Consider the following 15,038-nt stretch of genomic DNA (forward strand, 5'->3'; position numbering starts at 1 on the left):
TACAAATTTCGGCTAAGAATTGTTTCTTTATTTTATCTAAACTGACATATATTTGTTCAAACCAGCCACATGAATACCTTAAGCAACGAAGCCTTATTATCTGCAATTGATGCACATCAGGAAAGCACTTATGTATGGCATAGTAAATTTGAAGACCGTTTCCAGCATCATAAACACATCAAGGGGCAGTTGACCTATGTGGAAGGGGGAGTGATCTTTCTTTATGCGAACGACAAATCATATTTTATTCCGGCACGTCATTACCTTTGGATTCCTGCCGGTGTAGCGCACCATTTGCAGCACCGTTACCGCGCAGCCATCGTCCGCAATATTTATTTTGATACGGCTTCTGAAGAGAATAATCCTTTTTTTGACCATATCGGCATTTATCCGGTAAATAGTCTTTTATTGGAAATGCTTAAATTTTCTGAGCATTGGAATGGAGATATTTTTCCGGGAACGCATGAATATGGATTTTTAAACACGATACAGAACATACTCCCAACCATCAGCAAGCATCCCCTACCCATCGTTGTACCGACAACAGACAATGAAAGGTTGAGGCCGGTGCTCTGGTATATCCATCAACACCTTGCAGATGAGCTGACGCTGGAGGTCATCGCTGCTGCAACAGGTTTTAGTGAACGTACCTTATCGAGGGTATTCCAGGCCTCCCTGGACATTTCATTTTTTCAATATTTGAAACTGGTCAGGATCACCAAAGCCATGGAAAAACTCCTGGAAAGCGACCTGACCATTAGCGAAATTGCTTACGAAGTCGGTTACGACAGCATCTCGTCCTTTAGCAATACTTTTTTTAAGATGACCGGACGCAGGCCCTCCACCTTCAAAGAATTAAAAATAGCGAGCTTAAGTACAGATTAAATACCGGCTTCCTCTTCAGGTTCGGTATGTTGTCTGAGTTGTTTTGGTCCCTGAGGCCAGATATAACAGGTAGACTGTTTTTTCCATCCCAGACTTTTATAGAAATCTCCCTTTCCCGGAGCGGCAGTTAAGTTTACGAAATGATAATTATCGCCCAGCTTTTCATTCAGGGTTTTGACCAGGTATTTACCCAATCCGTTTCCCTGGAAATCAGGGTCAACAATAATATCCGCCAGTATGGCATAATACCTTCCGTCATCTACGGTCCTTCCAAAAGCAATCAGCTGATCCTCTTTATAAATAAATAGTGTCCAGCTGCTTCTCCTGAATGCAGCTTCTATTTCTACTTCTTCCCTTTTTCTCCAGTCTACCTTGGAAAACAGCTCACATACGTAAGTCCAGTCCACAGTGGATAAATCAGGGTTGATTTTATAAGTAAGGTCATTCGCATGTACTTTGTTCGGAGACATATTTATCTTAAAGATTTTAATTGGGCACAAATATCAGTAAATAATTCTTTTCTATTTAACCCTTTGGATGATTGTGGAAAAATGCAGGTATTAATTAAAACTGACATTCCGGTTGCCACAATATATAAAATTATTAAGCAGCGGAAAAACAAAAAAATATAATTTTTCTCCTGAAGAAAAATAGCTATAATTGTGCAAAATAATTAACTACTCATGAACAAGATAAAGCTGCTGTTATCCGGCATTTTCTTCCTGGCTTCGCTCTGCTCTTACGCTCAGAACAAACCTGTTATCCCAAAAACATTCAAATATGGAAAAATCGATCCTAAAGAATTCGACACGAAAGTCGTAGGTATAGATTCTGCCGCCTCCGCCGTAGCCTTGTTCGACGTAGGTAAAGGCTGGTTTGAATTAAGTCCGAAGACCAACGGCTTTGTATATGTATTTGAACGACATACCCGTTATAAGATCATCAATAAAAGCGGGTATGATCTGGCGAATTTAGAGATTCAGTTGTACCGCGATAATGGTTATGAAACCTCACTCGACTATATGGATGCGGCGACCTACAATATGGAAAACGGGAAAATGGTGGTGAGCAAAATCAATAAAGAGGCTAAGTTTTCCGAAAAACAGGACAAGAACTTTACGATGAAGAAATTCACCCTTCCCAATGTAAAAGAAGGGGCCATTATTGAATATAAATACAGAACTAAATCTGACTTTGTCTTCACACTCAGGCCATGGTATTTCCAAAAAGAAATTCCGGTTTTATACTCCAGCCTTCAGATCAGCATTCCAGAATATTACACTTATAAGACAACAGCTGGTGGCTTTATTCATTTAAATCCAAGTCATGAGGTTCAAAATCAAACCTATATCCTGAGAGGAGATCAACTCAGTGCAGCGGTTAACCAGAGCACTTATATTGCCGAAAATGTTCCTGCGCTAAAAACAGAACGTTTCATTACTACACTGAACGATTACGTAAGTAAGATTGAATTTGAACTGAGTGCCACTCGTTTTCCGGGTGCGATGTATCAGGAGCATACCTCCAGCTGGCCAAAGATCGTGAAGATGTTAAAAGAGAACGAAAAGTTTGGCTCATTTACAGATAAAAGAAGCTACAATAAGAATCTCGTGCAACAGCTGATCAAAGGGGAAAAGAATCCCGACAGCATCGTCAAAATACTCTTCAACCACGTTAAAAACAATGTAAAATGGGACGATGATAACGGCAAATATGCGACGGTTTCCAATCCAAAAGCTGTTTTTGAGAAGAAATCAGGGAATTCTGCAGATATCAACCTGAGTTTATATAGCTTATTGAATGAAACAGATGTTAAAGCATTCCCGGTATTGCTCAGTACCAGATCCAATGGGATGCATCCCGGATTTCCAATGTTAACGCAGTTTGACAATGTGATTGTAGCGGTTCAAGCCGGAGAAAAGTACCTCCTTCTGGATGCGACAGACAAGAACCATACCCCAGGCTTAATTTCTTACGACAACCTCAATCATGAGGGATTCAGGGTAGATCTGGCATCAGAAAACGGAGAATGGATGTCTCTGGAAGAGAACAAAATCAGCCGGAAAAACATCACCTATAGCCTGGTGCTCGATGCTGAAAATAAACTTTCAGGCAAGCTATTTCTTTCCTTCACGAATTATGAAGGACTGGGGCGCCGCGATAGTTATCAGGCTGCAGCAAATGAAGAAGAATACCTGAAGAAATACAAAGAAGACAAACCCGGCCTAAGTGTTAAGAATTACCAGGTTACGAATTTAAACCTTGCGGAAGAGCCCTTAGCAGAAGTGATGGACGTCCTGATCGAAGAGAACGTGGAGGAAGCGGGCAATTTAGTATACCTCAGCCCTTTGTTATTTGACCGGACTAAAGAAAATCCATTCAAGCTCGAAGAACGGAAATTCCCGGTAGATTTTGGTTATCCGACGGAAGAGAATTACCGCATTACCATTGATTTTCCTACGGCATATCAACTGGACAAGATGCCGAAAAATGAAAAAATTGTGTTACCTGATGAAAGTGCCTCTTTTACTTTTATGACCGCAACAGAAGCAAACAAACTATTACTATCCAGCAAAATCACCTTTAAAAAAGCTTTTTATACACCGGAGGAATATCAGGACTTAAAAGAACTGTTTAAAAACATTGTGAGAAAGCAGGCGGAACAAATCGTATTTAAAAAGATTTAATGAAACAGAAATTGATGTTAACGGCCATGCTGAGCTTTGCCGGGATCTGTAGCTATGCTCAGGGAGAATATGATGTAAGCAAAATTCCTGCTGTGCTAACGGAAAATGCAGCCTTAGTAGTCAGAAACGAAGAAATGGTGTATGAGGTCAAGGGACTGGGAACAGCCAGACAAGACTATAAAACAGCCGTAACCATTTTAAATAAAAAGGGAGAAGGCGCGTCCAACATGTACGAGCATTATGACAAGTTCTCGAATGTCTACAATTTAAAAGCAACACTTTACGATGCAAAAGGAACAAAAATAAAGGAGTATCGCTCTTCGGACTTCAAAGACAGGAGCGCGGTATCCGGAGGTACACTTTATTCAGACAGCAGGATAAAGTTCATGGAATTTCTATATGCTTCTTTTCCTTATACGATTGAGTATAGCTATAGTGTTGATTACAGTGGTATTTTAAGCTACCCTTCCTGGAATCCGGTATCCTCATGGGCAATGGCGGTAGAGAAATCTTCCTATACTTTTAAGATCCCGAAATCATTTAGCTTTAAGCGAATGAACAGCGTTGGATTGAAAACGGATTCTACGACTGTAAAAGACCTGATGCAGTACCAATGGTCCTGCACGGCTGTTCCTGCATTGGTCCATGAGCCGATGAGTACAGGATTAAAGACGGTCACTCCCTGGGTTACCTTAGCTCCCAATCAGTTTGAATATGACAGCTCCAAAGCAAATATCGAAAACTGGCAGAAACTGGGTGGCTGGTTGTACCAATTGAGCAGTGGCTCCCAGGTCTTACCGGAACCCGCAAAAGCAAAAGTACAGGCACTCATCAAAGATGCGAAATCACCAAAAGAAAAAATTAAAGTACTTTACCGGTATTTACAGGAAAACACAAGGTATGTAGGTGTTCAGCTTGGCATAGGTGGATTCACTCCCATCGTCGCAGAAAAAGTATCTACCGTAAACTATGGCGATTGTAAAGGGCTTTCCAATTATATGAAAGCAATGCTTCAGGAAGCAGGGATTAAATCAAATCTGGTTGTGATCGGGAATGGCATGCCTTCTCTTAACCGCAAATATGCCAGTATGAACCAGGCCAATCACATGATTCTTTGTGTGCCTTTGGAAAAAGATACCACCTGGCTGGAGTGTACGAGTGCTTATGACCCGACAGGCTTTATAGGCAATAACAATTCGGGCAGAACGGTTTTATTGGTGACCGAAGATGGCGGTAAACTCGTGGAAACACCGCTTATGAATGCCTCGGCCAACTATTTGAAACGGAGTACAAAAGTTAATCTCAATGAAGAAGGCAGTGCCGACATCCTGATTGACACGAAATACGCGAATGCCCAATATGAGGACAACATTGGATTAATGCTGATAGAACCTGTCACACAGCGTAAAAACATCATGAATTCCTTAGGTATCCCGAATATGGAGATCACCTCGCTAAAGTATACCCAGCCGGATAAAGATCAGCCTTTACTAAATGAAAGTATCAGCCTGAAAAGCAGTCAGCTGCTCAGCGGAGGCGGGGGAAAACTATTCCTCACGATGAACTTGTTGAACAGACAGGAAAATTCACTTACCCCAATGGAGAAGCGCAAGACTCCTTTCTCTCTCAATTATGGTTACCTGGATGAAGATGAGGTCATATACACCATCCCTAAAGGATTTAAAGTAGAATTTATCCCTAAAGATATCCTCATTGAATCTGAATTTGGAAAGTATACGGCTAAAGTGGTTGCCAAAGACAACACCCTCATTTATACGCGGACAAAGTCTATCATTAACAAACAATATCCTGCTGAGAAATACAATGATTATGTAGCTTTTCATAAAAAGCTGTATCAGGCGGATAAACAAAAAGGTATCCTGGCTAAAATAGAATAGCCAGGATATTTCCTTTTATTTCTTTCCAACCACAACCTTTGTGAAGTCGGCCGGGTTTAAATATTGATTGGCCAGCTGTTTCAGTTCTTCAGCGGTAATCGTTTTTACGGTTTCGATATAGTTATCGTAATAAGTATAGTCCAAACCGGAGAAATAAGCATTTTTAAACTTGTCAGCATGAGAGAAAGCATTCTCCAGACTGCCCAGCATGGAGCCCAGCATGTAATTGCGAACTAGGTTCAATTCTTCTTCAGTCACGGTTTCTGTTCTCAGGAGTTCAATCTCTTTTTCAATCTCCGTCAATGCACTGCTGCAAACATCTGCTCCTACTTCTGTAGCAATAAAGAAATAACCAGCGTCTTTTAAGGAGACCACAGCAGAGCCAATGCCATACGTATAACCTTTATCCTCACGGATATTTGCCATCAGTCTGGATCCGAAATAACCGCCAAGCAAACAATTCATCACCTGGAATCCCGGAAAATCTTTATGTTTTCTGGTAATGGCAAGTGCTCCCATCCGTATGGCCGACTGAATCGCGTCGGGACGCTCAATCAGCACTTCTCCTTTTGTTCCTTCGCTAAACTCAAACTTATTGGCAACCGATTCTTCATGATTGTCCCATTCTTTTCCAAGGAAATTATTCAGCAAATCGAATTCTTTTTGTTCGAACTTCCCTGCAACAATTATCGTACAGTTTTCAGGCTTGTATGCTGCTTTAAAATAGCGCAGTAAGTCTGCCTGCTGTATGGCATCGTAATCCGATGCTTCTATATTGGAACCGTAGGTAGAATCTCCGAAAATGGCATGTGCAAAATGTTTCCTCGCCAGGAAATCATTTTTCTGCAGGCTCACCTGGAGCGATTGTTTTTGATTTTGAATGAAAATATCCAGTTCCTGTTGAGGAAAAATACTCTCATTAAGGATCGACCTGAGGATCGGCAATACTGCCGCCAGGTGTTTATTTAGCGTATAAACCTTTACACTCGATTGATCTGCGCCATATTCCGTTTGCAGGAAAGCACCGTAATAATCTACTTTTTCTGCAATATCTTTGGCCGTTAGCTTCGCCGTTCCATTATTGATCAGGTGGCTAACCGATACTGCCTGAAGGGGTTTTGACTGGTCCCAGTTTACATTTTCAAAGATAAACTCAATACGTACCAGTTCCTGTTTACCGGCATTGATGGTAAATACAGGAATCCCATTATCCAATTGTTGCTTTAATGGTTCAATAAAATTTATTTCATCTACCTGTTTCGATTCAGGCGCTAACGTACGATTAAGCATCTTGAGCAGTTAAATAGTATAAGATTGAAGATTGTTCTTTTACGAAGGTGCGTTGTGCAACTTCTAAAATGCGTGATGAAGTGACGTCATGGTATTTATGAATCTCCGTGTTCAGCAGGTTTGCATCCCCTAATAATTCATAATAAGCCAGGTTCATCGCCTTATCTAAAAGGCTCATTTCGGCAAACACAATGATGGATTCAGACTTGTTTTTCACTTTGGTCAGCTCATCTACCGTTACTTCTTCTGCCGCGATGGCATTCAGTTCTTTCCAGATGGCTGCTTCAGCAGCTTCCATCGTTACCCCTTCTACCAGTTTCCCTTCTACGATGAACAATCCTTTGTCAATACTTCCCGTCAGGTAAGCATTGATTTCGCTGAACAATTGTTGTTCTTTTAGCAGGCTATTGTACAACCTCGACGATTGTCCCTGAGAAAGGATATCCGACAGCAGGTCATAAACCTGGTAATCTTTATCCGCCCTGTCCGGCATCTGAAACGCCATATAGATGGCATTCAGCGGAACCTCTGCGATTACCGTTTCCTGACGTGCTTCTTTTTGCTGAGGTTCTGTTGGCAGGTTTCTAAGGTACCGTTCTCCTGCAGGGATTGGCGCAAACCATTTCTCAGCAAGTGCCTTTACATCAGCAGTCTTTACATGACCACCAACTACCATAATGGCATTTTGAGGATTGTAATGCTTTTGAAAAAATGCCTTTACATCTTCCATCTTAGCATCTTCAATCTGCTTCAGGTCCTGCCCGATGGTGGCCCAGCGGTAAGGGTGTTCCTTATAAGCAAGCGGTCTCAGTTTCAACCATACATCGCCATAAGGCTGATTCAGGTAACGCTGTTTAAACTCTTCACATACCACATTACGTTGTGTTTCCAGGCTTTTCTCAGAAAAGGCAAGGCTCAGCATGCGATCGCTCTCCAGCCAAAAAGCAGTTTCCAGATTGGTGGCAGGAAGTGTGATATAATAATTGGTGATGTCATTGCTCGTAAAAGCATTGTTCTCTCCTCCTACTCTTTGCAGGGGTTCATCATAACTTGGAATATTTACAGAACCCCCAAACATGAGGTGTTCAAATAAATGGGCAAAGCCGGTTTTATCTTGTTCTTCGTCTCTTGCACCAACGTCGTATAGAATGTTTAACACCGCCATAGGCGTTGTATCATCCTCGTGTACCAGGACACGCAATCCATTGGCCAATGTAAAACGGTTAAAATCTACCATATCTATTAAAAATAATTGTGTCAAATATAGGAATAAAGCAAAAGGGAAATGTGATAATAATGTGAAATAAAAAGAAAGGAACTTATGGTATATTTGCAGTATGAATACTGCCGAATTATTGCATAGGGCCTTACATTTCGACTTTCTTACACAAGAAGAAGGCGTTTTTTTGTATCACCATGCATCAACTGCCGAACTGGCCTATGTAGCCAATGAACTGAGGAAAAAACAAGTACCCAGCGGGAAAGTGACCTGGCAGATAGACCGTAACGTAAACACCACTAACGTATGTATTGCCAATTGTAAATTCTGTAATTTCTTCAGAAGACCTGGCCACGACGAGAGTTACATTACGGATATCGAGACTTATAAAGTTAAAATTGAAGAGACTTTCAGGTTAGGTGGCGATCAGTTACTGCTTCAGGGCGGGCATCATCCTGATCTTGGCTTAAAATTTTATGCCGATCTGTTTAAACAACTCAAAGAATTATATCCTGATCTGAAGCTGCATGCATTAGGTCCACCGGAAATTGCCCACGTAGCGAAGCTGGAAGGCATTTCTCATACGGAAGTGCTGAGTGCATTGAAAGCCGCGGGAATGGATTCCCTTCCTGGTGCCGGTGCTGAAATCCTGAACGACCGTGTCAGAAGATTGATTTCCAAAGGAAAATGTGGCGGAAAAGAGTGGCTGGACGTGATGCGTGCTGCACATCAGCTGGACATTACCACTTCTGCGACCATGATGTTCGGACATGTAGAAACCATTGAAGAACGTTTTGAACACCTGGTATGGATCAGAGAGGTTCAAAGTGAGAAACCGGCAGATGCCAAAGGTTTCCTTGCTTTTATTCCATGGCCTTTCCAGGATGACGGTACCTTGTTAAAAAGATTAAGGGGCATCAGCAATAATGTTTCCGGCGATGAGTACATCAGAATGCTGGCGCTGAGCAGAATTATGCTGCCTAATGTTAAAAATATTCAGGCCTCCTGGCTTACGGTGGGAAAAAATGTAGCCGAATTGTGTTTACATGCCGGAGCAAATGATTTCGGATCCATCATGATTGAAGAGAATGTCGTTTCTGCGGCTGGAGCTCCACACCGTTTTACGGCCAGGGGAATTCAGGATGCGATCAGAGAAGCAGGTTTTGAACCTCAGCTTCGTGGTCAGCAGTACAACTACCGCGATCTTCCGGAACACCTGGAAGAGCAGGTGATCAATTATTAAAAAAAGAGGGGAACTCACGTTCCCCTCCCACCTCAAACTTAAACAATCATCCTTCTTAAGAAATTCCAAATAATTTCACAATATCCAATACTTGTTGGGTAGTTAATGGCTCATCAAATGATTCTGAGGCCGCCGCAGCGTTCACCGCAGTTCCATTAATTCCAACAATTGAAATGGTAGCCTGAGTAGTCAATTCTTCTCCGGCATATACTGCAGCCGCATTTGGCACCCCACTATCATTTCCTCCGGTAATCCATGGTTTGATGGCAAAGCCATTTTGGGCACGCATGTAACGGATTTTCGCAGCATGACGGGCTTCTACAGAATGAATGTTTAGTGCAGCCGTCAGCACGCCTCCCTGTCCAACTAAAGCAGGAGCCTGTCCTTTATAAGCGCGCACGCCAGTATCTTCCAGTGCCTGTGCTACGGCCAGGAACACCCCATAATTACCAACAGCAAAAGGATTTGGAAAGGCCCCGCTTGCGGTCCAGTCGTAACTCGCTTTTGCGGCAACAGCATCTGAACCAATCACCCCTTTCAGGAAGTTCACATGTGAAGTTTCATGTCCGCTGATGATGCCAATGGCAGTTTTATCCAAAGTACCCTGCGCTGATCCAGGGAAATCTGCACCACCTGTTGCTTTTAAAGCCTGGGTATAAAATGCGGCTTCAAAATGTTCCAATGTTAACGCAAACTGGAGCACCGCTTTTACCCCTGAAGGTAAAGTACTTTGTCCGTAAGCTTTGGTAAACATAGAACCCAAGGCCACAGGAACGGCAGCAAGGCTTACTTTTTTACCGATATTGAAAAATTCTTTCATAGCGGTTCTTCGTGGACTAAAGCGTTCATACACTTCCCCGTCTACTTTTTCAATTTCTTCTAATATATCTACGATATTCATGTTTTCCAGGTTTAGGCGTTTAAATTGGTTACGTTGATTTTTGTTTTTACAAATCCACCTGCTATGGCCAATACTTCCATCGGGTTCCGGGATTTATCCAGGCCATTGACCATATCCACGACTTCCACATTAGAGAAGGAATTTGGAGAAATCAGCTCTCTGATATAAGCCGCATGACGGGCCTCCACAGAAACAATTTTACCCGCAAGGGTTAAATAAACGGTGCTTTTCAATAAACTTCCTGCGCCATTATAAGCGGAAACGCCTAAATCTTCAAAAGCTTTTGCAGTCCCCAGCACACTGGTCCGGTCGGCAAAATTGATTTTTGAAAAATCAACCTCCAGACTACCGATCGCTGCTGCTCCCAATGCGTTTTTAAAGAATTCGCGATGGGCAATTTCATGAAACTGAATGTCTTTAAAATAGGCAAGCTCTGCTGCGCTGATATTGGCATAGGGAGTGGCTGCTACCTGAATATAAAAGGCGGCTTCCAGTTGTTCCAATGCATAGGCATAATTTAATACACCAAAATCATCTTTAAAATCTAAGGTTACACCTGTGGCTCCCGGCTCCATTGGATGATTGCGGTCTTTTTTACAACCGGCAGCAATTAATGCGATACCTGCTGCTCCTGCACCTGCATATTGCAGGAAAGAACGACGCTGCAATGTGGAATTAAAAATACTGCTTTCCTCCTGCAGCATTTCTTTTTCGTCTTGTAAGTTTTTCATAAGGCTATATTTTTTTTATGGCCATGAAGCGATCATAAACATGATGGTTTCATAGTTTTTGGTTTTGGGTTTAAAGCTTATGAAGCTTACCTGCGCAGGTTTCAGGTTCATAAAATTTATTGGGTTTTATAAAGGCATTTACGAGAGAAAAAGGAGGACGGTTTTCAGCAGGAGAAGAAATATTCTTAGTTCCCTCAATTTTTTAATAAATTCACCCTATAAAACTGATAAACTGTGCTGAATACAATTATTGTTGATGATGAAGAATTTGCCCGTTCCTCTCTTTATTTCTTATTACAGGAAAACTGCGAGAACATCCATATTTCAGGGATTGCCAAGTCTGTAGCTGAAGCAAGGCACTTACTGAGCAACAACAAGATAGACCTCATTTTCCTGGACATTGCCATGCCCGGAGAGAATGGATTTGACCTGATTCCTCAGGCGCAACTCAGTAAATCACATGTCATCTTTACCACTGCTTATGATCAGTATGCACTCCGGGCAATCAAGGCCAATGCACTGGATTATCTGTTGAAACCAATCGATATTGATGAACTGAAACTCGCCGTAGAAAAAGCCGGTAAATATATTGCGCTGGATAAAAAAGAACACAACAGGAATGAAAGTCTTCAAAATCTGGCCGTTCATTTATCCGAAAGAAATGAGATCAGAAAGATCAGTTTACCTAATGGACAGGGCTATTCATTGATCAATATTGATGACATTATTCATATTGAAGCAGACAGCAATTACTCTATATTTCACCTCGCCAATAAAGAAACCATTACCGTTTCCAAGGTTTTAAAAGAATATGAGGAAATCCTTCCCGAACAACAGTTTGTCAGAATCCATAAATCAAGCATTGTCAACCTGAATTACTTAAAGGAATATAATTCTAAGAATGGCATGGAAGTGATCCTGAAGAATGGAGAGAAAATTGCAGTTTCCCGACGTCGGGCCAGTGATTTTGCAGAGAAGATTAAATCATATACCCGTTTTGAAAGTGATAAATAGGAAAAAAATGTCGGCCATTAAGCTTTTTACGATCAGCATTTTAAGCTTTTTGTTCAGCACAACTGGTTTTTCACAAAGCACTTACCTGCAACATTTCAGTACCAAGAACGGACTTCCAAGCAACAATTGTTTTTATACCTTACAAGATAGTAAAGGATACCTCTGGATCGCTACTGATGCAGGGGTGAGCCGTTTTGACGGTAAAATATTCGAAACATTTTCCATCAATGACGGTCTTCCCGACAACCAGATTCTCCAGTTAAAAGAAGATAAAAGCGGAAAAATCTGGTTTCTCGCCCTGAATGGGCAGCTCAGCTATTTTTTCAATGGAAAGATCTACAATGAGACCAATAACAATTTATTAAAATTACTCAAGTTCAATGCCGTGATTGTCTCTTTTTTCCAGGACAGTAAAGGCAGGATCTGGTTGGGAACAAACAAGAATGTGCTCGTGATGTATAACGGTAAACACATTACAAAATACATATCTGCCGACCATGACCGGCAGTTTATCAATACTTTTGTCCATGAGGATGCAGCCGGAAAAATCTGGGCAATCAGCAATACCTCTGTGCGGATGCTGCAAGGGAGTAAATTCAAAGTTGCCCCACATAGCAGTTTACCTATTTCCTATAAAACAGCGCTCAACCTTCCCGATAAGACCCTGGCCTACCTCGATGCCTCCGGTCTGAAGATCAGAACAGGTCAGGAAGAAAAATTACTGACCAAAGTCAATACTGCATTGTTGAGTAATGACCCCGGTTATTTTCACCTGGATCAAAACAAGGACCTATGGCTAAGTAATGCCTCGGGAATTTACCATATTGAATCTGACGGAAAAACCAGGCGTTACCTGGACAATATTTCTTCCAGTCAGGCGATCAGGGATGCGAAAGGCAATATGTGGTTTACAACGACCAATGGAATTTACATGCTTCCTCAGAAAAATGAGCGGCTTTACGTCGTCAATAAAGCAAACGGACTGAGCAGCGATCTGGTAAAAAGCATTATAAAGGACGATAAGAACAGGTTATGGCTTGGGATGGATGAAGCAAAAATCAATGTCGTTGATCAGCAGAACAATCAGATCAGCCAAATTGCATTGGGGGACAAAAAGAAATACAACACGGTTAAACAACTTGCTTTCGACAGCACTGACCATTCCATTTATTTTGCTTCTGATTATGGTTTGGGCAGGATAAATGACATTTATAACAACAATAGGAACATCGATTACCTCCGGGAAACGAGCAGTTCTATGTTTGTCATTAAGAGTTTCAGCATCTCCTCAGGAGGGCTTAAAAACCTGGCATTGGCACTTTCTTCAGGGGTGGTCATTATCCCGGACAGGCTAAAGAAATTTGAATTCACCTCACTTTCGTTCAAACAAGGAGAAGATTTCTTTAACAACAGGTCTTACCGCGTATTCTACGATAGGCAGCAAGGCTTATGGTTTTCAAACATCAACGGCTTATCCGAGTTCAATAAGGGAAGCTTAACTAATTTCTTCGAAAAACAACCCCTGTTAACCAAACGGATTAACGACATCCAGGAGCTTCCCGACCGTACGATTGTATTGGCTACCGATGGAAATGGCTTACTCTTTATGAAAGAAGGAAGAATCGTCAAAGTCATCACACAGGAGGATGGCTTAGCGGACAACATCTGCAAGCGCCTGTTTGTAAAAAACAACCAGACCTGGGTAGTCACCAATAATGGGATCAACAGGATTTATTTCGATGGGGAAAATGCAACGGTCGAATCCTTTGAATACACAAATGCACTGCTGACCGATGATGTGAATTGTCTGTATATTGACGATAAGAACGCTTATTTTGCCACCAATAATGGCCTGGTTTATTTTGCATACAATCAATCAGAACACAATAAGGAAGCGCCAAAGGTTTACATTACCTCGGTAGTAAATAACAAGAATAAGCTGGGCATGAACCATCCGGATCACGTATTGGATCCTTCCGACAACAGCATTACCTTTTATTATAGCGCCATAGATTTCCAGAATAAAAACATCCTTTACCGGTACCGCTTAAAAGCAGATGCGCCATGGACGGAAACAAAAAGCAGGAGGATTGAATTCTCTTCCCTGGAACCCGGAGAATATAGCTTTGAACTGAGTGCCAAATCAAATAACAGCAACTGGGGTAGCCCTGCTAAGGTTAATTTTGTACTCAAAGCACATTTCTGGCAAACGACCTGGTTCCTGATCCTGGTTTTTCTGCTGGCAGGTTTTGCCTTTTACAAGCTGGCAGTTGTGGTTACCCGGCGACAAAAGAACAAAGAACAGGAGCAGTTGCTGCTGAAGAACAAAATCCTCATGCTGGAACAACGGGCCTTACAGGCGATGATGAATCCCCATTTCGTCTTCAATGTGATGAATTCCATTCAGCATTACATCAATACAAAGGATACCAATTCTGCCAATAAAATCCTGACGGGATTTGCAAAGCTGATCAGAAAGAACCTGGAAATCTGTACCCGGAGTTTCATTACGCTGGAGGAAGAACTGGATTACCTGGAACTCTACCTGAGCCTGGAGAAAAAAAGATTTGGAGATAAACTGATGTACCAGATCAAGGTGAGCCCGGCCATCGATAAAGAAGAAACGATGGTTCCTTCGATGATTTTACAGCCTTATATTGAAAATGCCATCTGGCACGGCATTATGCCTAAGGAAGAAGGGGGTAAAATCGATTTGCTGATTGACCTGCAGGGGCCAGATCACCTGATCATAAAAATCATTGATGATGGTGTTGGGATAGACAATTCCCTCAGGAACAGAAAAGGCGATCACCAGAGTAAAGGAATGGACCTGACCAAAGAACGCATCAATTTATTAAACCAGGTTGAAGCTAATCCTATACAGGTAATGGTTCAACAGACCGGTATTTCAGGCACTTTTGTATCCATTTCTATCCCTTTAATGCCCTAAATTACCGTTTACTCAATTATACATACCACTTACTAACTCTATATAAATCCTGCTGAAATTTGCATTAAACTTGTTATAGATATTAAAACAAACATAGTTTGTAAAAAGCGTTCTTATAGAATTGATCAAAGATATTTTACCTAACCTAAAACTATATCTCAATTCAGGTTTCATTTGTGTGTTAAAAAATGGTAAAGCCTCAAACTTTACCATTTTTTTT

At 41.6% G+C, this 15,038-nt stretch carries 11 protein-coding genes; 6 read left to right on the top strand and 5 right to left on the bottom strand.

Features of this window, described 5'->3' with window-relative positions:
• The first annotated feature begins 69 nt into the window (after window positions 1–69).
• A complete protein-coding gene (locus AAFF35_RS20460) occupies window positions 70–885 on the top strand; it encodes an AraC family transcriptional regulator (protein WP_342328395.1) in 816 nt (271 codons plus the stop codon).
• Here the strand turns inward: AAFF35_RS20460 and AAFF35_RS20465 are convergent.
• Window positions 882–1,355 carry a GNAT family N-acetyltransferase gene (locus AAFF35_RS20465; protein ID WP_342328396.1) on the bottom strand — a complete coding sequence of 158 codons (474 nt, stop codon included), beginning with the start codon at window positions 1,353–1,355 and terminating at the stop codon, window positions 882–884. The genes AAFF35_RS20460 and AAFF35_RS20465 overlap by 4 nt on opposite strands.
• A 213-nt stretch (window positions 1,356–1,568) precedes the next feature.
• Here AAFF35_RS20465 and AAFF35_RS20470 point away from each other — a divergent pair, with 213 nt between their 5' ends.
• Complete coding sequence (locus tag AAFF35_RS20470; protein WP_342328397.1) at window positions 1,569–3,572, top strand: DUF3857 domain-containing protein; 2,004 nt, start codon at window positions 1,569–1,571, stop codon at window positions 3,570–3,572.
• Window positions 3,572–5,470: a DUF3857 domain-containing protein gene (locus AAFF35_RS20475; protein ID WP_342328398.1), complete on the top strand. Its 1,899-nt coding sequence runs from the start codon at window positions 3,572–3,574 to the stop codon at window positions 5,468–5,470. Before AAFF35_RS20470 ends, AAFF35_RS20475 begins: the two co-directional genes overlap by 1 nt.
• Window positions 5,471–5,485: 15 nt before the next feature.
• Here AAFF35_RS20475 and AAFF35_RS20480 read toward each other — a convergent pair whose 3' ends face one another.
• The gene (locus tag AAFF35_RS20480) at window positions 5,486–6,760 is read right to left on the bottom strand and encodes a pitrilysin family protein (RefSeq protein ID WP_342328399.1); all 1,275 of its coding nucleotides are present in this window, start codon (window positions 6,758–6,760) and stop codon (window positions 5,486–5,488) included.
• Window positions 6,753–7,997 (bottom strand): pitrilysin family protein, encoded by a 1,245-nt coding sequence (locus AAFF35_RS20485; RefSeq protein WP_342328400.1) that lies wholly within the window; start codon window positions 7,995–7,997, stop codon window positions 6,753–6,755. The genes AAFF35_RS20480 and AAFF35_RS20485 overlap by 8 nt, the downstream gene beginning before the upstream one ends.
• A gap of 100 nt (window positions 7,998–8,097) precedes the next feature.
• On the opposite strand from AAFF35_RS20485, the gene AAFF35_RS20490 reads away from it, so the two are divergent.
• Complete coding sequence (locus AAFF35_RS20490) at window positions 8,098–9,222, top strand: CofH family radical SAM protein (protein WP_342328401.1); 1,125 nt, start codon at window positions 8,098–8,100, stop codon at window positions 9,220–9,222.
• Between the two features lie 55 nt (window positions 9,223–9,277).
• On the opposite strand, the gene AAFF35_RS20495 is transcribed toward AAFF35_RS20490, so the two are convergent.
• Window positions 9,278–10,123: a ferritin-like domain-containing protein gene (locus AAFF35_RS20495; RefSeq protein WP_342328402.1), complete on the bottom strand. Its 846-nt coding sequence runs from the start codon at window positions 10,121–10,123 to the stop codon at window positions 9,278–9,280.
• Window positions 10,124–10,134: 11 nt separating this feature from the next.
• A complete protein-coding gene (locus tag AAFF35_RS20500) occupies window positions 10,135–10,854 on the bottom strand; it encodes a ferritin-like domain-containing protein (protein WP_342328403.1) in 720 nt (239 codons plus the stop codon).
• 234 nt (window positions 10,855–11,088) lie between these two features.
• Between AAFF35_RS20500 and AAFF35_RS20505 the strand changes: the two genes are divergently transcribed.
• The gene (locus AAFF35_RS20505; protein WP_342328404.1) at window positions 11,089–11,868 is read left to right on the top strand and encodes a LytTR family DNA-binding domain-containing protein; all 780 of its coding nucleotides are present in this window, start codon (window positions 11,089–11,091) and stop codon (window positions 11,866–11,868) included.
• A gap of 7 nt (window positions 11,869–11,875) precedes the next feature.
• A complete protein-coding gene (locus AAFF35_RS20510; RefSeq protein ID WP_342328405.1) occupies window positions 11,876–14,818 on the top strand; it encodes a two-component regulator propeller domain-containing protein in 2,943 nt (980 codons plus the stop codon).
• Window positions 14,819–15,038: the final 220 nt, after the last annotated feature.

The sequence above is a fragment of the Pedobacter sp. FW305-3-2-15-E-R2A2 genome, from assembly GCF_038446955.1.
Lineage (GTDB): Bacteria > Bacteroidota > Bacteroidia > Sphingobacteriales > Sphingobacteriaceae > Pedobacter.